The 26,256-nt window shown below is 37.2% G+C and carries 13 protein-coding genes; 10 read left to right on the top strand and 3 right to left on the bottom strand.

What is annotated here, in order from left to right; translation table 11 throughout:
* Nucleotides 1–12 precede the first annotated feature (12 nt).
* From QJ048_RS16610 to QJ048_RS16565, 10 genes are all read left to right on the top strand, one after another.
* A complete protein-coding gene (locus QJ048_RS16610) occupies nucleotides 13–5,049 on the top strand; it encodes a hypothetical protein (protein WP_282335526.1) in 5,037 nt (1,678 codons plus the stop codon).
* 945 nt (nucleotides 5,050–5,994) lie between these two features.
* The gene (locus QJ048_RS16605) at nucleotides 5,995–8,094 is read left to right on the top strand and encodes an ATP-dependent nuclease (protein WP_282335525.1); all 2,100 of its coding nucleotides are present in this window, start codon (nucleotides 5,995–5,997) and stop codon (nucleotides 8,092–8,094) included.
* Complete coding sequence (locus QJ048_RS16600; RefSeq protein ID WP_282335524.1) at nucleotides 8,076–10,007, top strand: UvrD-helicase domain-containing protein; 1,932 nt, start codon at nucleotides 8,076–8,078, stop codon at nucleotides 10,005–10,007. Before QJ048_RS16605 ends, QJ048_RS16600 begins: the two co-directional genes overlap by 19 nt.
* Before the next feature lie 55 nt (nucleotides 10,008–10,062).
* The gene (locus QJ048_RS16595; protein ID WP_282335523.1) at nucleotides 10,063–10,701 is read left to right on the top strand and encodes a hypothetical protein; all 639 of its coding nucleotides are present in this window, start codon (nucleotides 10,063–10,065) and stop codon (nucleotides 10,699–10,701) included.
* A 15-nt stretch (nucleotides 10,702–10,716) separates the two neighbouring features.
* A complete protein-coding gene (locus QJ048_RS16590; protein ID WP_282335522.1) occupies nucleotides 10,717–13,554 on the top strand; it encodes a hypothetical protein in 2,838 nt (945 codons plus the stop codon).
* Nucleotides 13,555–13,558: 4 nt separating this feature from the next.
* Nucleotides 13,559–16,033, top strand: coding sequence for an amidohydrolase family protein (locus QJ048_RS16585; RefSeq protein WP_282335521.1), 2,475 nt, complete (start codon nucleotides 13,559–13,561; stop codon nucleotides 16,031–16,033).
* Nucleotides 16,034–16,040: 7 nt separating this feature from the next.
* Nucleotides 16,041–17,417 (top strand): hypothetical protein, encoded by a 1,377-nt coding sequence (locus QJ048_RS16580; protein WP_282335520.1) that lies wholly within the window; start codon nucleotides 16,041–16,043, stop codon nucleotides 17,415–17,417.
* A complete protein-coding gene (locus QJ048_RS16575; RefSeq protein WP_282335519.1) occupies nucleotides 17,381–18,034 on the top strand; it encodes a condensin complex protein MksE in 654 nt (217 codons plus the stop codon). Before QJ048_RS16580 ends, QJ048_RS16575 begins: the two co-directional genes overlap by 37 nt.
* Before the next feature lie 38 nt (nucleotides 18,035–18,072).
* Nucleotides 18,073–21,243 carry a hypothetical protein gene (locus tag QJ048_RS16570; protein WP_282335517.1) on the top strand — a complete coding sequence of 1,057 codons (3,171 nt, stop codon included), beginning with the start codon at nucleotides 18,073–18,075 and terminating at the stop codon, nucleotides 21,241–21,243.
* Nucleotides 21,224–22,153: a hypothetical protein gene (locus QJ048_RS16565; protein WP_282335516.1), complete on the top strand. Its 930-nt coding sequence runs from the start codon at nucleotides 21,224–21,226 to the stop codon at nucleotides 22,151–22,153. The genes QJ048_RS16570 and QJ048_RS16565 overlap by 20 nt, the downstream gene beginning before the upstream one ends.
* A gap of 85 nt (nucleotides 22,154–22,238) precedes the next feature.
* Here QJ048_RS16565 and QJ048_RS16560 read toward each other — a convergent pair whose 3' ends face one another.
* The 3 genes from QJ048_RS16560 to QJ048_RS16550 are packed head-to-tail and all read right to left on the bottom strand — an operon-like array spanning nucleotide 22,239 to nucleotide 25,936.
* The gene (locus QJ048_RS16560) at nucleotides 22,239–24,212 is read right to left on the bottom strand and encodes a YWFCY domain-containing protein (protein WP_282335515.1); all 1,974 of its coding nucleotides are present in this window, start codon (nucleotides 24,210–24,212) and stop codon (nucleotides 22,239–22,241) included.
* Between the two features lie 12 nt (nucleotides 24,213–24,224).
* A complete protein-coding gene (locus QJ048_RS16555) occupies nucleotides 24,225–25,559 on the bottom strand; it encodes a relaxase/mobilization nuclease domain-containing protein (RefSeq protein WP_282335514.1) in 1,335 nt (444 codons plus the stop codon).
* Complete coding sequence (locus QJ048_RS16550; protein WP_282335512.1) at nucleotides 25,544–25,936, bottom strand: plasmid mobilization protein; 393 nt, start codon at nucleotides 25,934–25,936, stop codon at nucleotides 25,544–25,546. The genes QJ048_RS16555 and QJ048_RS16550 overlap by 16 nt, the downstream gene beginning before the upstream one ends.
* Nucleotides 25,937–26,256 lie beyond the last annotated feature (320 nt).

Raw genomic sequence — 26,256 nt, 5'->3', positions numbered from 1 at the left:
AAATTGAATATTATGGCAGAAAAAGGAAGTGTATTTCAAAAAGGAGGTGGCGGGACTAATTTCGAACAATCCATTCAAACGGCTTTTATTACAGGCTTGGTAATAACTGGTAGTGCGCCATGCTTGCCAGCGAATGAAATAATTGAAGTTGGTTTTCAAAATACCAGCAGAGGATATGAAACTGATGACTTGTTAGTCATTGCAAAATCAGGACTTGGCGAACATAGATTATTGATGCAAATCAAACATGACGTATCATTTACTGAAAATAACGACACTTTCAAAGAGGTGTTACAAGCGTTTTGGAAAGACTATAACAATACCACCATTTTTGATAAAACAAAAGATAAGCTGATTATCGTAAAAGGTGGATTAACTAAGGATGAACGCAATCATTTTAAATCCATCTTTAACTGGGCTAATTCACATGCGACAGAAGTTGATTTTATTAATGAAGTAAATCGCATTAAAGGTAAAAAGGAACGCTTAGACACTATACATACCATTTTGAAAGAGGCCAACGGAAATGTTGCCTTAACAGATAAAGAGATCTGGGAATTTACAAAATGTATGGATGTATTAGAGTATGATTTGTTGCAATCAGGAAGTGTAGACCAAGCATATTTTTTAAACCTGATTAGGCTTGCAAAGAGCAGAGTATCTGCCCTCAACGAGAAAGAAATATGGGATGGATTATCAGCCATTGCCGCTACATTTAATAAGGATGGAGGAAATATCACTACCGCAACCATCCGGCAAATGGACATTTATAAAAATTTTTCTGCAGAGAATTTGATTCCTTACTTTAACGCAATAGAAAAATTAAAAAGTGATAGTAGCGCCATAGTTAACCCGCTAAAAGATACCATTGGAGAAGTACATCTTGAAAGGTCAGATATCACCGATAATATAGTTCAATCGATTTCGACATTTCCTATCACTATAGTGACCGGAAAACCCGGAGTTGGTAAATCAGCCCAGGTAAAGGATTTGTTGCAGAATGTATTTACGACATCAGGTGTCTTTGTATTTAGAGCAGACCAATTTAATCAGCCACATATTGCCAATGTTTTTTCAAACCAAGGTGTTGACATATCTATCCGGGACATATTTTCTTGTATCTCACTTCTTCCGGATAAAATCTTATATCTGGACAGTTTTGAAAAATTATTGGAAGCAGATCCAGAATGCGCATTTAAACAACTTATGGGCATATTGGCTGAGTATCCTGATATTAAATTAGTTGTCTCTTCAAGAAAGTATGCTATCGATCTGATTATTCAGAAGTTTGGATTAAGCAGAGAAAAAATTGGTGTTGTTGAAATTCCGCTATTGACAGATGAAGAATTTGAAATCGTTTTTCAAAAATACCCTCAGTTAAATAGTGTTCTGGGCAATGTAAAAATAAGGCCATTGTTGCAAAGCCCTAAGTATTTAGACTTTGCCGTTAAAGCCTTACATAAAAGTGGCGATGATTATGCTAATATTGAACTTGCCGATTTTAAAAAAAGGTTGTGGAATATTCTTGTCGTTGATGAGGCAAACGAAATAAACGGGCTACCAATTAAACGGGAAAATGCCTTCATGGAAATAGCAATTAAACGGGCTAAAGAAATGAAACTGTTTACGCAACCAGCTACGGCTGATGCGGAAGCAACTGCATTGCTTGTAAAAGACGAGATGCTGGTGCAGGAACCATTGAACAGGCGATATACACCTGCTCATGACATATTAGAAGATTGGGCACTGATAAAACATATTTCATCAGTTTATGAAGATGCAGCCAATGTAGATGACTTCTTCAGTAAAATAGGGAAAGAGCCTGCAATAAGAAGGGCATTCAGGCTTTGGATAGAAGAATTGTTAGCAGAAAACGGGACAAAAGTAGTAACGCTTGTAAGAGATGTTTTAAGCAGTAAATCATTAGAGCGCTATTGGACAGACGAAATTCTTACCGCAATTTTCAGATCACAAGTCAGTGAAGCCTTTTTTATTGGTTTTGAAAAAGACCTGTTAGCAGGAAATGCAAAATTGCTAATAAGATGTTTGCATATAATTAAAACATGTTGCAAGGAAAACAATGACAAGGTAAATCTCTTATTGCCTGTAGGATCTGGCTGGAGAGAAATCCTTATGTTCATTGGAAAGCATATCGATCAGCTTGCCGCTAACAGGTTTAATATTATATCTTATTTGTCTGACTGGCACTTAAGACTGATGTTTCAGTTCAAGGATATAGACCAGTATGAATTAGCGTCTGCTAAAAAACTCGTACTACACTACATAAGTGAAATTGAATCGGGTTTAGAATTTTGGCAAAAAAGGGAAATGGAAGGCAGGAAAAAGGATCTGATAGCTATTTTGTTCGACCTAGCTTCCATCGCAAAAGACGAAATAAAAAAACTTGTTGAGCAGGCATTTGCAAATGAGGAAAGCAATTCCCGGCAAGGTCGTTCATTGGACAAGGCTGTAATTAAAAAATGTCTTTCGGGATTGGGTAACCAAGAGTTAATAAAAGAACTGCCTGAATTGATAGTGGAAAGCGCATGGAAGGAATGGAAGCTCCGTCCCATTGAACCACCGCCACCCGGTAGCATTAGTGCAATGATTGGTGATGATAGCTTAAATAGTGATAAATGTTGGGGCATTGAAGATAAGCACGAATTCTTCCCTTCCGGTATTTACAAAACACCTTTGTTTAACCTATTGCAATATCATCCTCTTAAGGGATTAGAATTCCTTGTACAGTTCATTAACTATTCGGTAGAGTTTTATGTAAAAGCAAAATGCCAATATAAACATCAACTAGAAGAAGTTGAATTTGAATTGCCTGATGGAACAATGAAAAAACTATGGGGAGCGGGAGAATTATGGGTCGCCTATCGGGGGATAAGCGTTACCCATTATCTTTTGGAATCGCTTTTGATGAGTTTTGAAAAATTCCTTTTAGGTATGGCTGCCAGGAAAACAGAGACAAGCCGGGCCAACCTCAAATTTATTTATCAGTACATCTATAGCAATACAAATAATGTGGCACCTCTTGGGGTACTGGCGAGTGTTGCTATAGCATACCCCACAGAAGTGGATGAATCGATATTGCCTTTATTAAAAGTAAGAGCATTTTATGAATGGGATTTAAATAGGGCGCTACAGGAACATGCTGCAATGGCTCCTTCGGACCAAAAAATCCCATTTGCACAAGAAGAACGATGGAAGGCCAACCAATTGCCTCATAGAAAGAAATTTAGGAGGGGGCTTAGAGATTTTATTTTAGATTATCAATTTAATATCAGGAAGCTCAATAACGAAATATACCAGGTATTTGATCAGCTAAAAACAGATATTCAAGAGAACGATATTGTTTGGAAAAAAACAATAACGGAAATAGATATCAGGAATCATAAACTTGGTGAATACGATGAAAAAATAGGAGGTTTTCCTATAGCACCGGAATACGACAAAGATGTTCAGGAGTTTATGGATTCCGGCAAAGAAGAGTTTGAATCTGATAATAAAGCAATGAATTATTCAAGTCAATTGCAAAAAGCATTTGATGGAAAGGAACACATAAGTTATCCAGACTGGCAAGCTTGTCAGAAAGAATATGAGAGCAATGAAAATCTTAATATCCTTTTCGACCGTCCGGTTACACTAGCTATTATAGGACTAAGAGATATTGCCCGGCAACTGAGTGAAGAAGAAAAAATGTGGTGTATAAATAAAATTCGGGGAACCGCAGCAATAATTATCCAGGATACGACCAGTCGAAATTTTGGGTTGAATATGAGCTACAATCTTAGGGAAAAGGAATTGGCTTTATCTTCTTTTCATCTTCCCCTTAATTTTTTAGAATCGGAAGAAGATCGTCGGAAAGTACTGCTCATTATGGTGCATATGGTTATTGCTCCATTTTCTGAGCATGAAGTTGGCGAAATAACTAAATATATCAGAGGTGTTTTTTCCAATCATCATCCTAAAGACGCAAAAACAATATGGTTTTCAGTAGTACAATATGCAGCGTATCGCAAAGCCAATCCGTATTTCCATATTGGTCATGATGATAACAGTCTTCAATTAGCAAAAGAAAAAGAACATCAATACATTGAAGCACAAATAAAAAAAGATAATGCAGTTTTAGATCTTTCTACTGTTACTCTTGATAGCCATTCAGGATATTTATTAACACGGGCATTATTGATAATTCCTTGTGCTACCGATGATGTTCTGCTTAGAGAATTTATTCGGCATTTCGTCTTGCTACTTGTAGAAGATCAGAAACTTGAAGAAGATTATTCATATAGAAGCAGAAAAGAAGGTAAGCAAATAGGATTTCAGGAGGTTTTAGAAATCAAATTCTATTTGGCAGAATTGCTTATAGTGGCAGCCCCCTCATTCTCAAAACGAATTTTGGATATTATTTTAGATGAATGCGACAGAACTATAGCCGACGCAGATACATATAGGCACCAGGATGATCTTTTCGAATTTGCTGCAGATGTTTTAAAATTTTCTGTAGCCAAACTGGACGATATTGTCGCTAATAATCCAGACGATACAATTAAGAATCTTGCAATTAAACATTTTTGGGACGTTTGGGAACACCTGTCTGGTAAAATTAAAAAAAGTGGGACTGGTTATTTTGCCAAACAATTACTACTTGATACCGGTTGGAAGGAACAGGCAGCAGACTGGCAGCCACTACACGGCAAAAAAGAAATTTACCACCAAATGATCAGTGATTTTGGCGCTTCTAATGCGCAGTCCATTTTAAATGTTTTTTCTACAATTGGTGAAAAAACTTTCTTACCAGAAGGCCTTAGTTGGCTTGTAGAGCTTATTAAAAAAGAATCATTACAATTAATCGCACTAATGTCAATAGATGCCGAACGATTGGTGAAAAGGTTATTCTATAATCATATATCTGAAATAAAGAAGAGCAAAAGATTGATAGACGATTTTGTTTGGCTCCTCGATAAGATGATTGAATTAGGTTCTTCTGAGGCTTATTTGTTTAGAGAAAATGTGATAACATTCAAGAGTGTTACGTAAGATAATATATGTACTGAAATAAATTGTAATGATTAGTATTTAATCGTACAGACATTGTCAGGAAAGTTTAAACTCATCGTAGAATTCTGTTCCATAATATTTTCTGGCAATGTTCTTCTACAAACAAGAAAGGACTTGACTAGAAAATATTTAAGTCAAGAACTTGGATTTATGACGGGGCATGTTATTTGTCCAATTAAATACTGAGTTTTACAAATAAATTAGATAATTATGTTTCTAAATCAACTTGAGATTTACAAATATCAAGACTGCTGCTGAATATTCTAACCTTTCTTTGTAATCACCAATGACTGCAGTTCTGGAGTGTAGACAATTCTGTCTAGTTCATAGGAAACAATTTTTTTTACAGCAGCTTTTATTTCATAAAAGCGCACTCTATACTTATTTACTTCTAACGTCGAGTAATCACAAATCGGTTTAATCGAATGATCCAGCACTTGTTTGGAAAGATCAATCTAGCCAGCTCTCAAATGAATCGATAATTATCCTTTGTTGCTATCAACTATACTAAGGATGGCAGAGATGCTTTAATACCGTGAAATTCAATGAATATTTTGTTAGTAAGCAAACTTTTAATACCTTAATTTGATTAAACCCAAACCATGATTATAATTCTCCCAAATTGTAAAACAAAAGCATTGCTTTTGTAAAAATCTCATTGCTAATTGCCAAATACTCATCAAAAAATACTTTAATGGAAATTTTTGCTGTATGAAAACTCTCTATACTGGAAATTGGCATATTGACCGGTTGAATTGTGTGGTTAATGCTTTAGCAAATCTTACGGGAAACGATATTTGTCCGAAAATACTCTTGCGTATTTTTAAAGGTTGTTGGTGAGCAAGTATAAAAACTGTGCGACCAACATTAGAATACATTAAATAGAAAGGCTTGTAAAAGCATAAAAATTATCTTAGGTCATCTATGAAAATAATTAAACTCGAAGTTGAAAACTTTAGATTACTCAAGAAATTCTCAATAGATCTTGAAGGGGACCTATCCCTCATCATTGGAAAAAACAACACAGGAAAAACTTCCATCTTATCTGTGCTGGATAAATTCTTAAATGAGAAATATAAGTTTTCTTACGACGATCTTAATATCGATTTCAAAAATGATCTGGAAGCTTTAATTAAAGCAGCCGGTACTCCCGAAGAATTTGCACCTAAAGGAATTAAACTAAAGGTCTTTATCGAGTATGATGAAAAAGATGATCTGTCAAATGTCAGTAGAGTATTAATGGATTTGGATCCTGACAATAATAAAATTGTATTAGGATTTGAATACACTTTGAGTTATACAGACTTTCTGAGAGTTCGAGCAGAATATTCCGATTTTTCAAGAACTGAAAATGAGAAAGCAGAGAAGAACGAAAAATACAAGCCCAGAGACCTAAAAGACTTTTTGAAACGAGGAATTGACGACTATTTTGATACGCACAAAAAATCCTTCGAGTACGATATAGTAAACAACATTGTTAATGAAGGTAATTCAATCAATCTCGAAAGTGAAGGCATTAGTATAAAGGATATTCTTAGTTTTAAATACATCAGTGCAAAGCGCGATGTAACCAATAAGGAAAAAGAAAATACACTGTCGAAACAAACCTCTGCGCTCTATAAAAAGAAAGAAGATACCAGCGACAAAACACAAGCCACCGAGAATTTTAAAGACCAACTTTCTGAGACAGACAACACCTTGAGTGACATTTATAAAGACCTGTTCAAAGATGTTATAGAAAAGGTGCAAAATTTTGGCGGCATAAGACTCAATGATACAGATATTGCTATCATCTCCACTCTTCAACACCGGGAGTTACTGGAAGGAAATACCACGGTAGTCTATACGCACGATGAACATAAGCTCCCGGAGCATTATAATGGCTTAGGTTATATGAACCTGATCAGTATCATTTTCGAGATTGAAATTCTTGTGCAGGATTTTAAACGGGACAAGGATAAAAAGCCGGCAGATATTAACCTGTTAATCATTGAAGAGCCGGAGGCCCATACTCATCCTCAAATGCAATATGTTTTTATAAAGAACATCAAGAAGCTGCTTGCGCAAGGGGTGAAAAGGGAGGATGGAATAACCAGGCCACTTCAATACATAATCACAACACATTCTGCTCACATCGTTGCCGACAGCGATTTTGATGATATCAAATATCTAAAAGCTGAAAGTAAGAATAATGTTGTTGCAAGAAACCTGAAAGACTTAAAACAAGAATATGAAGTTAATACCGATCAATATCAGTTTTTAAAACAGTATCTGACCATAAGCCGCGCTGAAATATTTTTTGCTGATAAAGCAATTCTTATTGAGGGGGACACAGAAAGGATTCTGATACCAACTTTTATGCGAAAAGTGGATTTAGAAGAAGCTGCCCGTCTGAAAGCAGAACATAAAGAGGATAATTTTCTGCCACTCCTGTCTCAAAATATATCAATTATAGAGGTGGGAGCATATTCACAGATATTTGGAAAGTTTATAGAATTTCTTGGAATCAAAGCGCTCATTGTTACCGATATTGATTCTAAAGGAGACATAGGAAATAAAGACAAAAAAGGGAACATAGTTTTAGAAGCCTGTCCGGTTCATCTTGGTATTGAAACAAGCAATACGGCCTTATTGCATTTTTTAGATAGTACTTCCTGGCAAGATTTAAAGATACTGACAATCGAGCAAAGGACGCTTACACGAGGGAGTGCTTTCATTTGTGTATGCTACCAGCAAGAGGAAGAAAATACAGGAAAGAAAAAATATCATGCAAGAAGCTTTGAAGATGCGTTCATCCATTTAAACAGGGATTTTGTAAAAAAGAATAAAACGACGTTTAGAGGATTGAAGAATGCGGATGATTTTAATAATGATGGAATTTGTGCTTATAATCTGGCAGAGTCTTGCATCAAAAAGAAAACGCATTTCGCTTTGGATATCCTTTATCACAGCGATGAAAACTTCAGCAATTGGAATATTCCGGCGTACATTAAAAATGGATTACTATGGTTGAAGAAAGACTAAAATTAGAGCCGGAAGTGCAAGAAATTTTCCGATCTATTGATAATGGAAGAAATTTTCTTTTGAGCGGTGGTGCCGGCAGTGGTAAGACTTATTCTTTGGTTAGTGTAATCCGTCAAGTGATTGCCGAAAATCCGACAGTTAAAGTAGCTTGTATGACCTACACCAACGCGGCTGTCAAAGAAATTGAAGAAAGGGTGAACCATCATAACTTAAACGTATCAACGATACATGATTTTTTATGGGATAATATAAAGCACTTTCAAAAGGAGCTTAAAGAAGCGCTTATTGCTTTGGTCAACGATGACACTATAACTCAAATCTCAATTGACGATATTAATCCAGTTTCGGCAGGTTTCTATGACCATTTACCTGAAGGCATCCAGTATAAAGAGTTTGTAAGATTACGCGATGGTATTATTTCTCACGATGAGCTGATTATAGTAACAAACTATCTTTTTGAAAAATATCCGAAGCTCAGCAGTGTTGTAAAGGATAAATACCGTTTTATTTTTATTGACGAGTACCAGGACACAGATAAATCTGTAGTTGAAATATTTCTCACGCATTTCAAAAAAAGTACAAGAAAAAATATTATTGGATTCTTTGGTGACGCAATGCAGTCAATTTATGATGAGGGCATTGGAAATCTCGATGACTATAAGGGAACAGATGTGAGTAAAGTAAATGAGATTCCCAAGACGCAAAACAGAAGAAATCCGCAAGTTGTTATCGATTTAGCAAATGAAATCCGAACTGATGGCATTCAGCAAATACCTTCTTCTGATTCTACTGCTCCCAATATGATTAATGGTGTGGTAAAGCAAGGCTCTCTTTTATTTCTGTATTCTGCAGATGGAGATACTGATGCCGTGAAACAGGTTTTGACAGAGAGATACAACTGGGACTTTAATAATGCGAAAGATACTAAAGAACTGAACCTTACCCATAACCTGATAGCTGATAAAGCTGGCTTCAGAACATTAATGGATATCTATGATAAAGATCAGATCTTAAGCTTTCGGGACAGAATAAAGAGATACATAAAAGATCAAGCTATCACTACTGACTTCTCTGAAAATACATTTGGTGAAGTAGTTGCAATACTCCAACAAAATAAAACTGGACGTGAGTTAAATGCTGTTAGCCCAACTAACGCCATGAAAACTTTCATTGATAGTAATCTGGATCTGTATAATTATGCGACATCTTTAAACTACGGTGGTTTTGTAAAGCTGTATGTAAACAAAGACCAATTGCTCGATGACAAAAAACAAGATAAGGATGATGAGAATAAAAAAGGCTCGAAAAGAGATAATTTGATCAAGCATCTGTTCAAAATTCAAAATAATATTTTCCTCTATCAAAGTAAAAGATACAATGAGTTTTTAAGAGCTACTGATTACCGTATTAAAGTAACAAATATTGCGGGCAAAAGAGCTTTAAAAGAAAACATTGATAATCTTGTTGAGGTCGGAGATAAAACCATTGAAGACGTAATTACTGAAGCGAACGAAACTGAAATTTGTCTTATAGACGATAGGCTTTTGGACTTTAAGCAGAACAAACAGTACTTATATAATCGCGTAAAAGAAGTGAAATTTAGCGAATTTCAAAAACTATATAAATACCTGGAAGGTCAAACACCATTCTCAACCCAGCATAAAACAAAAGGTGCTGAATTTGATAATGTATTAGTGATTCTTGATAATGGGAATTGGAATAATTACAATTTCAGCTATTTGTTTTTAGGCAATGGATCAGCAAGTGTATTGGAAAGAACACAGAAAATCTTTTACGTATGTTGTACACGGGCCAAAGAGCAGCTAGCTGTTTTCTTTCATGATCCGAGTGAACAGGTTATAGCTAAAGCCAAAGAATGGTTTGGCGATGCTAATGTTATCAGTATTGATTAAATGTTGATTATCGTTTCTCGAAGAAATCTTAACAACAATCGAAGAAATCTTTATCATGACAACCCAACACCAATATTTAGACCGTTATCCCATAACACCAGATAGTAAATTGCTTATACTGGGAACAATTCATCCGCACGATGTTGAAAGTTTTCAGATACCTTTCTTCTATGGCAATAAGAACAGCATCTGGAATTTACTTAGTGATGCCTTTCCTGATGCGTTACAGAAACCGATCACATTAAAGGGAGTGCTTACCTTTTTAAAAAGCAGGCAGATTACAGTTAGTGACACCATCGTACAATGCCGAAGGCAAAACCCTACAGCTTTGGATCAAGACCTGATACCCGAAATACTCAATCATGATTTGGTGCAACAAGTATGGCAATCAAAAATTGAACGCATCCTTTGTACGAGTGCTTTTGGAAAGAACAATGCGTTCAAGCTATTTTACGAAAACATACTTGGACAGAAAATAACACGCGCCATACGTGCAGATCGAAATATGCTACTTACGCCTGCAATCTTTGGCAGAACAGTACTGGTAAAAGCACTTTATTCTCCTTCGGGGTCATCTAATATTTCTTTATCCAAACATCCGCTTTATCTCAATAACAGAGACAAGTATAAAGGTTCTTCAAGGCCTGTTTATGACTTTAAAGTGGATTATTATCGTGAACAATTTTCAATGTAAAAACAAAAATTAAAAATGGCAGAACAGAATAAAACACCAAAAGAATCTGTAGTAAAAATTCTTCTGACTAACAGTAGTCATGCAAAAAAGTTTGAAGGAGAAAATTTGATTCATCAAGAGGAGTTTGATGAAACGATAAGATTGATTAATGAATCTTTGGCAAATGCAAAAAATGACCCAGACAGCAAATATCTTCATAATACCATTACCATTTTAGGAACAAGGGGAAGTGGAAAAACTTCGTTTTTATTAAGCATAAATAAATTTTTAGAAAAAAGTAATGAGATTGAAGTACTTAATATTATAGATCCTACGCTAATAGAAGAGAAAGGTCACGTATTTCTGAATGTTATCTCGCTGATTATGGATTTGGTTGAGACAAAATTAAATCAAGATGAATGCCATAAATCAGCAGAAAATAAATCGTCAACATATACTCGAAAAGAATGGCGTTCTTTTTTAAATGACTTGGCAGCAGGCTTGCCCTCCATTGATGGTATTGGTAGTCATAATGCCGATAGTTGGCAAGACCCGGAGTTTGTGATGGACAATGGATTGAAAGGCGTATCTGCCTCTCAAAAATTGGCTAACAATTTTAATAGATTTCTAAAAGCATCTCTTGACATTTTAGGGAAGAAGGCTTTCTTACTCATGTTTGATGATATTGACGTGGATGCTTCTAAAGGGTGGATTGTACTCGAAACCATAAGAAAGTATTTTACGAGTGCACGGTTAATCACATTATTAAGCGGTGACTTAAAATTATATTCAACTGTAGTTCGTCAAAAGAAATGGGAGAATTTTGGCAAGGAAATATTAGCTTATGAAGGGAAGCAGCAAAACCAGATATCGCGATTTAACGATATGGTTACAGAACTGGAAGCTCAATACTTGCAAAAGATAATGCAAACAAATTTGCGCATTCACATTCCTACATTAGAACAGAAAAACAAAAAAATACAAAATATAAAAGTCTGTACAACCTCAAGTGAATCCTCAAAAAATGAAATAATATGTACAGGCTTAAAAGTGTACTATTATGAAATTTTAAAATATTTTGGAGTTCACAATGAATTTCAGGCTGACTGTTATTTCTTTTTTTTACTAAGGCAGCCTCTAAGGTCGCAAATACAATTCATGAACCTGTTCAAGGTTGCGGATAAATATACATTATCGGAGCCGAACAGACTTCTGGATATATTTTATAGTGATCTTTCAGAAAAAGGAATAAATATTCAGCTCATTTCTCTTTCAGACACCGACATAGTTTCAGAAATATTGAGGTTTTTAAATAAAGAGAAAAGACTTTTTGATATATACCAACTACAACCTACTACAACCGACAATAGTTTAAACGCAAGTCTTGCGGCTTTAAATTTTCTTTTATCTCACCGCATACAAGAGGACAATATTTATTTGGTTTTCGAGTACTTTATAAAAATTGGCTACGTAAGGAATTTACTCCCCCTGATTGCAGACAATTCAGAGAAAAACGTCGGGCCTAACATTAATGATTTGTGTGTCAGTTCAAATCTATTCAATGACAGCGTCTTTCGAGATCAGGTTGGACACATGATTGCATATATCCGTGCATCGATCGATTTTACTACAAAAACAAGTGAATTCAAATTAAATGCAGGTACCGTTCCATTGTATGGCGAAAGAGCTAAACGCAAACAGAAATTAGAAACGCTTTCAAATAGAATAGATAGCCACCTTAGTAAAGAGGACAATTTATTAAAGAGGCTTGTTTATATTCCGCTAAGCGCAAATCAATATAGCAAAAAGCATTCTTCACTATTAACCTATTCCATTTACCTATTGTTGGCAACAATTGCAGAGATGTTAAAACGTAATTCTGCTTCTGAAAGCATGGTAATAAGTGACCTACTTGAATTATCTCAGCTACGATCATTTGTTATGCCAGATTTCAGAGGTGCTAACGATGATGATGAAAATGAAGCAACAGACGACGCAGCAATTAATGAAGAAGAAACTTCAGTTGTGAGCGATCTCGAAAAAACATTTGTTAATAGAATTGAAGAATGGAGGTCAGAAGGAAGAAACATACAGATCAACCCACATGTAATGGGGAAAATATCGACTAGGCTTTCTTATGCTTTAGATAATATAGAAACGGCTTACAATGGTAAGGAAAATTTAGGACAGGTTTTTCATGCTCAGATAGTTTCATTCTTAAACGCTGTGTTAATCGAAGATGTAAGGGAGAAAAGTGGCATAGAAGGACTGAACTTGAATAATACGCGATTCTCTGACAAAATATTTATTAGCAATATAAAATCACAGTTAGTCGAAGAGGATGGCAAATTGAAAGTAAAAAAACAAGAGGAACTGACTTTTTCGAGATGGTTATTCAAATGCCCTCTACTTATATGCTATTTAAATATAGAAGAGAAAAAACAACGAAATATGCCCAAAACATTAAAGGATATTAACACTATCCAGCAGGCTATTGAAAGCTACTGCACTTTTACACAGGAGAAAGATGCAAGCCTGTTTAAAGATTTTTCAGTTTTTTCAATCTTAGAAAAAGTGTCCATTAGGAATCGAGGTAAGGAAAATCTAAGTAGTAATAGAATCAGTTCAACTGGGAAAAATGTTCCTAATAAGCAACTCTCTTTAGGTGCAACAAGACAATATGACGATATAATAAAACTGCTAAAAGCAATTCCGCTTTCTTTTGATCTTTTCAAAGAGAATGGAAGATCCGAAACTACCAAAAACAATAAAGTAATTATAGCGGAATTAGAAAAACAAAAAATGACTGGCTTATCATCATTTAATATCGCAACATTTAGAAAACACCTTAAGGATAACAAGATAAAATGGTAACAATTTGATACTGAAATTTCTTTTGACGGACACTGAATCTCTTGCCCGCTACAATCACGGCAAATTTGTTTCATTTGCCGATGTGAAAAGGCGTTTGTTCCTCAAAGCAAGAGAACAGAATCGTGCTGTGCCCGATTCTCATTACTTATTGGCCCGGGAAGAGACATTTAGAAGTATTGAGTCAATAGGTGAAATTTTTACCAAAGGCTTAAAAGAACTATCGGAAGAGTATTTGGAGCTTCTGGGAAAGAGGGTGTATGTGAAAAATGCGAAGCAAACACAATGGCAGGAACTGATTACCTATATTCCTCCATTATTATTGCAATGCGTATTTTTCCAGGATAAAATAGCTTTCGATATAAACGACAATGCATCATTGATTGCGGTGGTAAAAGATTACCTGTTACCCAACACAAAATACACCGCTATTCCCAATGCACGCATCCCACAGTTGGACTATTACATACACCAACAACAAGGGTTGCATGATTTGCACATGCACCTCAACGGTGCATTGGAAACAGACCAGGTGTGGCAGGACTACTTGTTTGCTCCTACTAGTGTGTACCAGGATCTGAAAGCAGGCTTTAAAGCTCCAAAAGTCAAGGAACAGTTAGAGCAAGAATCGCATTTACTGGAACCTGAAAGCTATATTTCCTTGCTAAAAGCGGCACAAAAATTACGGAACTTCTTTTTTGAGTATTTATTTCCTGATCCTATACGAGATGATAAGGAATGCACATTGGATAAGGTGCATACAAAAGACCAAACTAATACGCCCTCCAAGCACGAGGATAAGGAAAGTATACCCATCAACAAATATTCACTACTTCAAAAAATACTAAACAATCACTCCGACTATGCGGGGAGCTATAAGCATCCATTTGCTTCGCTAATAAGTCTTGATACTAGTTATCCTTATTTAATGTCTGTAGAGGCATTAATGTACTTATTGTTATTAGATCAGATCAAAAAATTTAAAAATGAAACATTAGCAGGCTTCTTTCATTTTTATCTGCTCATACTTGGCCTAACCAATCGGTTGCTGGTACAGCAAACACATCAGAACGGATTTGATCAATTTCAAAAACACACTTTGAACGGTCTTCGGGAGGAAAGTGAGCGAATTTATCGAAGACGATACTTTCAAATGCACGGAAATGATTCGCGTCATCTACATTTCCTGGAAGGAAGGTTTTCGCCCAAAAAGAATGAAAAGGACTCTATTCAATTTATTGATGACATCTGGAACGGTTGGGAGAAGATGTGTAAACACTTGAAAGAGATTCAGGAAAAAGAAGAACCGAATATCTTTAAGGAACCTAAGCTGAAGCTCATTGCACACTTCATCAAAAAAGAAGACAAAAAGCCCGATAGCTTTATCAGGCACAAAGAGTTAAGGTACGATCTGTGGCAAAGAGGTAAAGTACTGGCATTATTGCTGAAACATTATGTTAAATACCGTGAAAGAGTTACTGCCGTAGATGCTGCTGCAAATGAGTTTGATGCCACGCCCGAAGTATTTGCACCTGTGTTTCGACTGATGCGACGTTATAACATCAGGCATTTCACCTATCATGCAGGGGAAGACTTTTATCACATCCCCGGCGGCCTTCGTGCCATATACGAGGCGATTGTTTTTTGTGATTTAAGAAACGGAGATCGCATCGGCCACGCCACGGCAACAGGCTTGCCGCCTTTACAATGGAGTCAGGTTGTAGGCAATCAGATATTGTTGCGGCAAGGAGAATATCTGGATGATCTCATCTTTGCGTATCATTTAATCATTGCCTGTAAAATAGAAGCACTGCATAGTGTCGTTCCTTTTATTACCAATAAAATACATGAACTGAGTTTTAATATCTACAAAGAGTATTATCCTGTTACCATTTTGGAAAATGCTTGGCTCATGCGCCAATGCTGTCCTATTCATACACTGGGGCAAAGTAAAGAAAACACAGAATTAAAACGTGTTTTTAATGATGAAGAATGGGTGTATCCGATAAAAAAAGGGTTTATTGGAGATAGAAAAAATGTAGGTCAAAATACTGCATGGACTATATACGAGCGATATCATGATGAGAAATTTAGAAAGGATTACAATAAGATTATTGAAGTCCTCCCTTTTGAGATCCTTAAACCCGAACAAATCGAAATGCTTCAGTTGGCATTATTAAAAGAAATGAATCAACGCGAAATTGTGATAGAAACATTGCCCACCAGCAATGTACGTATAGGCTTTCATAAAGATTTCAGTACCTATCATTTGTATAACTGGATCAAATGGCGCCAGGAGGGTAAGAGCATTCCGCCTATTGTGGTAGGCTCTGATGATACAGGCATCTTTGCCACCAATATTTACAACGAGTATGCAAACATTTACTGTGCACTGCTCAATCATCATCACATGCCGCATGCACAGGTGATGGAAGTCATTAAAAAGCTGGACGAAGACAGCCGTATTTACAGGTTTGAATAATAAGTCTATGAATCTACCTGCACTAGAAAAAACAATTACACCTGAACGCATGTATCATGCCTTTGGCGAACTATTCCCGAGCGAATTTGAGTTTCTTGTATTGTACCACTTGTATCTTAATTATCCAGAAGCTGAAATACAATATGCAGAAATAAAACAAGCAATTACAGATACTTCCCGTCTTCCGTTTTTACAGGGCAAAGACAAACAGGTTGAACGAACCTTTAAAGGCCTGTTGCGCAATTTTATAGAGCGGGCACCCACAAAGTACAATCGCTTTTTGCTCACACTACATGCAAGAAAAGTAATAGAAATAGTCACGCAACGCATCCATAATCCATACCTGAAATTTCCGCTGAAAGAAACTTTTGAAACATATTTCAAACTTCCTGTAAATGCAGGCGAAGATACTACGCGCTTACAAAGCTGGTTTAAGTTTGGGTTTCTGAACAATGCGCAACAGGTTGTGACTGGTCATTTGGAAGGGCTGAAATTATCTGTAGATGATGCCATAAAAGCATTAAACCAAATATTGGAGGCCGATGACCTTTCGGCTATGCAAATGCTGGAACAGTTTTCAAAAAACTTTCAAATACTGGGTGATAAGGCGCGACAAATAACCGAAGCAATCAAGATGAAAGTGGATGTTCATTATCAACTGCGTGATATTGTAGAGGTGTTTACGGATACGACGTCTGATAAAGAAGGAACTTCGATGGACACTGCCACCAGGCATAATAACCGTCGTATTGCACTTGAAATAAAAGAAGATGTGCATCGTTTTTTTGACAAAGTAGATAAGCAATTAGACCTTATTAACATGAAAATGGTATTTGCAAGTACGAAGATCAAGGAACTGCAAGAATCATTACGAGCGCAATCACTGTATAAGATCAGCCTGAAAAAGCTATTGGTATATCTGTTGGAGAATAGCAAAATAGATTCACAAAAACGGGTACAACTACCCGAAAAATTTCCCACAAAAGGATTGGTGCTTGAAAAATTCCGCTTTAGAAGCATACGGTATTATGATATGGGTTTTCTGAAAAAAGCAAAACCAATAGAGCAGGAAACAGATGAAGCCTACGAAGAAGGTCAGCGAAAATTGTTTGAGCATGAGTTGTACAAGCAAGCACAGATACAGCAATATTGTGAACAGATTGGCGAAGAGTTGTCTGTGATTAAACTGGTAGATCTTAATGCAAAACTGTTTGAGATCATGCAACAGGATGACGGCATAGAGATCGGCATCCAAACAGGATATGAATTGATACGGAACCTCTCACGAGATAGCCACGTTGAAATTGAGGAAGAACTTATGAGTAACGAAAGCAAAAGCATTCATTTATGGAAGACAACCATACAGGAACATTTGATTTCCTGAATAAACCGCAGGTGCAAAAGCATTTTGCAGAGTTAAATATAGAATTGTTGAAAGGCAGGCACATCATGCAGTCCACTCCTGCGCTGTTTGCTTTGCTGGATGAATTTGAAAAAGAGGTGGGCAGCTATTACAGAACATTATATGGCTTAATATTGGAAAGGCGAAGCCATGATAGCGTTAGCTATTTTTATCTTGAGTTTCCTGAAGCAGGCAGAGGAAAGCTGTCGAATCCGCTATTGTATGATGAAATGGATGCGAAAACGACTATTGTTGCCTGTATTCTTGCCAACCTGTATTTTTCCAACTACTTCAGCTACGACAAAAAATTCCAGTGGGATGATATACAATATGAGATAGAACACGGTGAACATCGCGAAGCATATCAGCAACTATTTTTTAATGATGTACGATCTGATTATACAGACAAAGAGTGGGAGGATGTACAACAATGGTTTAAAAGTGTGATTAATTTCTTTAACCGTATCGGGCTGGTGGAAAAAGAGGATGCTGACGATGGCCTGCAATTTACCATTCAGCCAACCATTCATCATTTTATAGAGATCTATAAAAGCGAGATCGAAGACATAGACAATTTTCTCCGTGAAATAAAACTATAACAAGCAACGCTTTTGGTTTGCCAACAACACGACTTATTATGACACCACGTTTATATTCCATATCTACCGTTTGCCTGCTGAAACACTATAACCAGGATTATTTGCTGCATGCTTTAAGAACTGATTTTACGGGTTCCAACGGCGTAGGGAAATCTATCATAGCCGATCTTTTCCAGATCGTTTTTGTAGCAGACACAAAGTATATAAAATTTGCTACAGAAGGCATTGATAAGAAGAAGCGTAAAATAGAAAAGCTGCCGCATGAAAGTGGTGTTGGCTATGCATTTTTTAATGTGCAGGTTAGCGAAGGGGCTTATATAGCCATAGGCGTAGCCATTTTTGCAAATGGTAACCAGATTGTAAAACCATTTATTATTACCTCCTCCATAGCATTAGAAAAAGACAAACTGGAACAACATACGTTTGGGGCAGACAAATTATTGTTTAGCAACAATTTTTTAAAGCCAACCCGTGAACCATATATGTTGGATGAACTAGCAGGTATATTGCCTGATAAACACGGCTTGTATCTGCATTACTTCAATACAAAAGAAGAGAGAAGTGGGTATTATAACTGGCTATACAAACATGAATTGCTGCCTATAAACCTTGCTAGGGAAGGCAACTTGAAGGCTTATGCAAAAGTGATACAATCTTTCTCCAAATCTAAAGCATTAGACATTGACAGCTCTAAAAGCCTGATCGAATATTTGTTTGAAGAAGACGAAGTGGAAATAAACCTGGAATACCAGCAGCAGGAGCAAACCATTAAAAAACTACTGTACCATTTTAAAACAACGAAGGATCAGATCAATGATATTTCAAGTAAACAGACTGATCTCCGACGCCTGAAGGAATATGAAGGCGAAAGCAATGAGGCAGACTATAAATTGGCTGTAGCTACCTATATACAGACGCACCAAACTAAAGTAAAAAAGCAGGATGAGTTTGATAAGCTGACAGCAGAGTTATCGGGCAAAGAAAGCAGGCTTGAGATGCTTGTGGAGCATTTGAACAATTTGTCAGAATCGGTTAATGAAGCAGCTGTTATAGCGCAACGGGAACATAAAATATTTACAGATCTGGCGGGAAAGCAAATTTTATTTACGAAGTTAAAAGAGCTTAAGGATGAGGAACGGTCGCTCAGAGATATTGATACGGAAGGATTATTGGACGAAACATTTGCAGAGCGAACTGTGGAATTATTGAAGCAAGATGCAAGATTTTATATGGAGAATATAGAGAGATCAAAATCCGTCTTGCAACGCTACAGCACAATGAAGGTTTTATTACAAAAAAAAGAACAGCAAGATGAATGGTTGAAGGGTAAGCTGAAAGATATTGACAATAAAGAAACACACCTGAATAAGTTTAAGAATACACTGCAAGATGTAGCTAAAAATAATATATTTACACAAGCACTGTCCACTACTGATAACTTGAGTAAAATGCAGCAAACAGTATTGGTACATTTGCGCGATGTAGTACTTAATAAACCTGCGGTAGTGTCAGAAGGAACACGTTATGTGGAATCCATTAAACAGGTACTTGATTTAGAGCTTACCGAAGATAAGGTCAATAAAGGATGGTGGTTGCATGCAGGAGTGTTGCATGAGTTTGTGCCCGAAACCTCTACACTGTTACCCGATCTCTCTAATATTTCGTTCAACAACCTGGAGCAACTAAAAGCATATGTTGATAAAGAAAGTGAAGCATTGCAGGAACAAAAAAGGAGATACACTAATTTACAAAAAGGTATAACAGTCGAAGATTTTTCTGAATATAATTTTGATATCGATCTCTCAGATCTAACGAAGATCAGTAATCACAGACTCGCAGCGCAATTATGTGCTATAGTAAATTACAAAATTGAAGAATTGCAAAGGCAGCAGATTAAAGAAGCTGAAGAGATAGAAAAAGCCAAGCTGCAATATGGAATAACTTTAGAAGGAGTAGGTTATGAGAAACTCTTTGAAAAAACAAAAGAGCGTGATGAAGAAGCAAGGCGTAGACATGAAGATCTTAAGGATCAACTAAGCGAGAAAAAGACTGAGATAAGTGGTCTGGAAACCTCATTGCCTTTGTTGAAAGAAAAAAATGAAGGTTTATCTAAAGAATTAGAAGATGCTCAAATCATATTTAACAAGGAGGAAGTTTCTTATCAATCAAAATATCCCGATTCAGAGATGCCCGACACAGATACTGGTTCAATTTCTTTATCGGAAATACGCCAGTTGAATGAGCGTTTCACAAATGCTGCAAGCAAATATTTAACCGAGTACAATCAAATTGTCGGTAAGTATGAAGAAACGAAAGACCATCGGGACATTCGCGTAAGTGAACAAATACGCAATCGTAATTTCGATTTTCAAATATTGGAACGGGCATTGTTAGGCAATAAAATACAAACGCTGGACGATATAACCGATCATTTGGAGGTATTGAATACAGCGTTATTAGAGATAGCTGATGATCTGTTGACAAGCCTTGTAAAAGTGTTTGGAAAAACAGAGACTTACTTTGACCGGTACAAAGAGTTGGTCAACAGTTTGAATGACTTTTTTAGTGGAAAACTCATTAGCAATCGCTTTTATTTCAGGATAGAGTTTGAGCCCGCACTCAAGCTGGATATCAAATGGATTGAACATCTCAGGAAATCGACCACAGATATCGCAAAAACAAAGATGGCCGGTGACATGAGTTCTGAACAATTCATAGAAACGTTTTACTTGCAATACTCCGGTAACAAATCCATCGTAACGGTGGAAGACCTGTTAAACCCCAAACGTTATTTTGTACTGAAAGCAAGGCTTACCGACAAAAACGGAAAAGATATTCCCGGCAGTACAGGCGAAAGCTATACCGCTATTGCATTACTTGGTATAGCAAGGTTGTCTATTGTGCAGGATGGCGAACGGTCAGGCTTGCGGTTTATCATCCTGGAAGAATCTGCCACTTTAGACAATGTAAATTTTAGTCTGTTTCCTACTATTGCCAAACAGTACGGCTACCAGATCATCACCATGACACCAAAGCCTTATGCCGTTGGTGATGATGAAGGTTGGATCATTCACCAGCTCATTCCGGGTAAAAATAATGAAGACATTAATTATCCAAAAACGATGAGCTATTTTAGGACAAATAAATCGCAAATGGAACTTGAGAATTATTTAAAAGCAAGGAATAACAATGAACTGGCAAACATTTAAATCTTTACATGAGCTTTATGAAACTGGCAAAACAAAGAAGAGGCCGAGCCTTGCGATCGATGCTGTTTTTAAATATCATACAGCTCAGACAAAAGAACTATTGTTTACTAAGAAGGATGTGCTTGTAAAGAATAAAGCATTGTTCGATCAAACCTTCAGGAATCGTTATCTCAATGAATACGACGAATGCCAAGAGCTTTTAAACAGTATAGATGAGAATACACCTCAATGCAGGTTTGAGGTAGAGGATATTTTGTGCCTGCAGGAGATGAAACGCCAAATGGATAACGGCGAATTTGAAGATATCAGAAAGCAAATTATAGACTCTAACGAAACACGACGCGGTGTTTCATTGATGTTCTTCAAGCATGAAAAGCATCTCGACTCAAGAGAGGCTTTGGAGCGTGCCGTAAGGAAAATTCTTCAAATAGAGCAGTTTGCAGATAACCGCGACTTCCAATATTTGTATGTATTGCAATGCCACGACCCAAAAGTAATTGTCCTCTGCGAGAATCTATACTTTCTCAAAATGCCTGAAAAAGCGCGTAAACGTCATATTGAGCTTTGGTATGCCGGTGGTCGGAATATTGAAAAATTGATATACACCGAAAGCCGCGAGTTGCCGATCTATTACTTGTGCGACTGGGATCACGATGGGTTGGATATTTATGAAGCTGTAAAAGAGAAGATTCCCCATATTCAACTTCTAACGCCGAATGGCACTCCAAGAGATATTGTGAAAACGGAACATAAAAGTCTGTGGAGATTTCCCGAGACGCCTGCGTATTTATCTGGACTAAATAAATCGTTGTTTTCTGATGAGCAAAAATATCTGATAGAAGCACTAATCAGGGATGGTACTTGGATTGTGGAGGAGTCGAATGATATAGTTGGAATGATTGGAGGGTGAACGGTTACCACATTGTCTTATTTCGCTCCGTATGAAAAAAATGCCAGCATCATACCAAATTTTATTGTCTGAAATCTTAGAAAATTTAAGCTTTTTTGTGGATAATAATGCTTAGTTCCGGTGTATTTATAATTCGGCTCATCTCTTCAATAACTAACTTTTTTATATCTGTTTTTAATTCAATGTATTTTTTGTTTATGAGCTGACGAACCGGGTCGGTTTCTTGAACAAGTAAGTCCGAGTAGTGATTTTTCAAGGGACTGTTGACTGGGAATTTTAATTCCGCATGAAACATCTTCCTTTCAATTTTTTGGTCCGGATTATCCGCAACAACTCCCACAAATTCCCCCGCCGAGAGGCTCGCTATTGTTGAATGCGGAATAGCATTGTCGAGCTGTCTTGATTGGCTAAATGAATTATCGCTACTATTTGTGGTCATGCTATTCCTATCCTGCATAATATTTCCAAATCTTTCAGAAAGCGATTTCGCTGTCTCATTCGTAACTTGCCCAGAAATTATATTCCCGATCATGGCATAGATAACATTAGCTTGCTTGATGCCGTAGTGCATTACCAGTTGGCTCACGTCTTGGATAACTAATGTAGTGGACACCAGATAGCTACGGCAAACTGACAAGAACTTATCCACCCCATGCCATGATATATTAGCAAACTCCTCCAACACAATGCCGCAAGGTTGTTCCTCCTGTTCTTTTAGAAGCTTTTGAAGGTTATTTAGGTAAAGAGAAATAACGGCACTGTAGACGTTGGAGATTTGCGGATTGTTGGCGATGCAAACAATCTTAGGATTTGCAGGGTCATTAATGTCCATTGTAAAATCATCACCGGAGAGTACATAATACAAGTTTTCAGAACTCAGTGTTCCGAGACTAATGGCTGCTCCTGATAATTGTCCCATGAGTTGCTTCATGGCATCGCTATTATATGCGGCAATAAAAGGATTGACCAATGCTTCTAAAGTTGGCTCGGCTCTTAAAATAGTAAACAGTTTTTCAAATTCAACCTGTGCCAGTTCTATCACATGCGGTAGTGTACAATAAATGCCGTCTTTATATTTTCTAAGAAACCAAATTAAAGCAGTCACATAATTGATAGATGACTCCACCCAAAAATCTCCTTGTTTGCTCATCCATTCCTGGTTGAGTCCCAGCATGATGGCGCGGGAGGCAGAAGCCGCATCGGTAATGGTTTTAATGGATTTTACCATTAAGGGATTGCAACGGTGAACAGGACTATCAAAATTGATAATATAGAACTGCGGTTCTTTTTTGTAGGATTTTTTATTTTTCAGAAAATGATGATAGGCGACATTGGTAAGATCAGGGTATTTAAAATCGTGGATGAACATGGCAAATCCTTTTTCAATTTGTTGTTGAATTACCTGCTTCACTACAAAGGCCGTCTTGCCACTGCCGCTTAATCCCATCACAAGTAGTCCTCTGAAGCCATTGATCACGTTCACCCAGCTATGCCGGGTTCTACCTTTCAGGTTATATTGAGCCCTAAAATTCATGCTGTATTTATTTTCGATCAGTCTTTCTTCCTGCGGAAAAGTTTCGTTTAGTTTATTAAAAACATCGGGAGAAAGTTTTTGAATAACTAATCGGCTGAGTAGAGAGCCACCGGTTAGAAAAAGGATGTAGCCGGTAGTAGTAACGAGTATGTATGCTGTGGCAATAATCTTTGGCTCTTCATTGAAATAGAAAATCCAAACACTGCCAAAGTAAAAGAACAAACCAAGTCCAAGAAAAATGAGTGTTGATTTAAAATTGACAGACACATCCTTTCTGCCTTTTGTTCCCAGTAGTGATATCGCTAAAAATCCCAGGGCAATCAATTTGCTGCGGTGAATACTATTTAATAAACCTGTGTGACTAATATTTTTGAGTAAGCGATTCCCGATTGGGTGTATCCAGCCCAACTCTTTAAAAGCGGCATAACAATAAAAATAGAAGTGCAGCAAGAGAATAACAATACTGATCGTTCTTGTGAGGTCCACGATCTTTTTCAACCCCATTTCATTTTCACTTTTGAGCATAGTTGTACAATTTTAACGTTCAAGTTCACGATTCCTGCGCCTGCGACGTTGTTCTTCTTCGTTCCTTAGTTCTGCATTCAGGGATTCATTTGTGTTTTCAGGAGATGCGAGATCTGTAAGAGTTTTGGAAACCTCTTTGAGTGTTTCCTTGGTAGGAGAGATGCCAGTTTTCGTTGATTGCGTTTCCTTTGTTTCTAACAGGTTTTCTTTTTGAGGTGTTTCTTTTTGTTGTACCTGTTCCCGTTTTTGTAACGACTGTTCTTTTTCCTGGATTAAAGTCTGCGGTTCAATACCCAGTCTTTCAAGGATGCGTTTGGCTGCATATTCTTTGCCAAGATCACTTCCGTTGAAAACTGACTTCGTATTCAGGTCAACATAGGTCAGTCCATACACTCTTCCTTCCGGGTTTCTTCTTACAACTACAGCGATTTTTTCTTTCGCTAAATTCCTCACGAGTTGATCAACCGTGCGGGGCTTTCTTAGGATTTCCCAATCGATCATTGTCCTCAATGGTTTTTTATCGGCCTCTCTTTTTGTTTCGTTCTCCCGGAATTTTTCTTCCAGTTTTTTTAATGTGGGCTTGGAATAAATATCGCTTGCCTTGATTGGTACGCCCACTTTTTGTCCCTGTTCATCCAACACGCGGTATGTTAATCCGCCCGTTTTATAGATCCTTCCATTTTCATTTCCCCGGTCGGCCATTACGTTGTAAAGTTTTAGCACCGCATTTAGTTCCTGCAGGCTGGTATACTTATACCGGTCAACTACATTGTCGAGAACATTAGTGATACTTCGTTTGGTTTCCGATTTTCCGTATTGTACTTTCTGTGCATTCACTACCAAACTTTTTTCTTTTTCTGTCGCACGTTCTCTTTTATCTGCACTCACGAGACCATATTTTTGTTCCAGTTCCTTGCGCGCTTTTTCCGAAATATCCTTTCCGAGGTTGTGCGTATTGATGCGACTCCCATCTTCTTTTATCAGTGTAGAAACAATATGCACGTGCGGATGTCCTGCATCATTGTGCTGGTACACGAGATAAGGTTGGTTGCCAAACCCAATCTTTTGCATGTATTCATCACTAACTTTTTGCAGGAATTCTTTTGAAAGTTTGGGCGAATCGTCGGGGTGAAAGTTGAGAGACACGTGCATCACTTTTGTTTTTGCACGGTCATTTAATTCCATGAGTTTTTGAAAACGTTCCAGTTTTTCATGGAAGTTCATCTCTTCTCCACGCTTTAAAAAGTTGGCGGCATGTAACAAAGTCGCCTGTTCGTTGTCCACTTTATGTTCGTTGTAGTTCAATGCGCGGCTGATACTTTGGGGATGTTTTATTTGTGGTACCATTGTTCATAGAGTTGGATCATAGTAAGTCGGATGTCTTCAATTTTGTGCAACAATATTTGCTGCGTGTGTTCATTACTGACAGCCCATGACCTAACTTCGGGAATGGTGTCGAGTGTGTGCAACTTATGAACCACCTGGTTAAAATTATTTCCAACGGCACTCAGCTCGTTTTTGATCCGGTTGAGCACTGACAAAATTTCATCGGCAGACTGGTTGCGATGATTGATCACAACCGGTTTGTTTAGTAAAACCTTCCTTGCATACTCGCTTAGTTTGCGACAAGTGGTAGAAGTGAAGTGACCGTGTATGATCAAATACTCGTCATGCTTCACACGAAAGCTGATCCAATTTTTGGGTGTTTTGATTTGTTCTTTCATCACAATTTCATTTTCACGTTTTCAAAATCACTGCATCCTACAGATGCAATCACAATAAATGTCTCATCCGCTTTTCTCCGCAACGACTCCGGAGTGTAGGAGCGAGGTCCGAATGTGCAACATTTGTACACCTCGCCGGTTGCGGGGACCGGCAACCTGGATAGCTTTTGTCTTTGGTATTGGACAAAGTGGTTTAGGATGTAGATGTCTTTGTAAATGTTTTTTGATCCTGTTCTATATACTGAATGGATAAGTTTCAACAAAAGTCTTTGAATTGGTTAGCTTAGGTTTCTTGTGTTTGCAAATTGCGGCATTGCTCC

The sequence above is a fragment of the Pinibacter soli genome (assembly GCF_029961145.1).
Lineage (GTDB): Bacteria > Bacteroidota > Bacteroidia > Chitinophagales > Chitinophagaceae > Pinibacter > Pinibacter soli.
Note: the sequence above shows the minus strand (reverse complement) of the source record. Positions and strands in the feature narration are given on the sequence as shown.